General features: G+C 69.8%; 1 pseudogene. It reads left to right on the top strand.

From position 1 onward, the window contains the following. Positions 1–35: 35 nt before the first annotated feature. A pseudogene (locus SB764_RS44040) lies at positions 36–242 on the top strand (hypothetical protein); the annotation flags it as partial.

The following is a 242-nucleotide window of genomic DNA, read 5'->3' as shown; positions in this document are numbered from 1 at the left end:
GAGGCTGGCACCTGATCGGCCGCACTGGAGCTCGGATGTGGGACTTGGAGCGAACGCAACCGGCCTTGGTGAGGCCCGGCGACCGCGTCCAGTACCGGGCGGTCCGCGAGGTAGTGAACGTCGCCGCTGTTTCCACGCGCCCGCCCGAATCCGAGCAGCATCTTGGGTCTGGGCTGTCCGGCCTGCGGATCCTCAAACCCGGTGCGCAGAGCCTCGTGGAGGACCTCGGCCGCCGCGGCTAC

It is taken from the genome of Paraburkholderia sp. SIMBA_027 (assembly GCF_046535315.1).
GTDB classification, from domain to species: domain Bacteria; phylum Pseudomonadota; class Gammaproteobacteria; order Burkholderiales; family Burkholderiaceae; genus Paraburkholderia; species Paraburkholderia tropica.
This window is presented reverse-complemented; position numbering and strand designations above follow the sequence as displayed.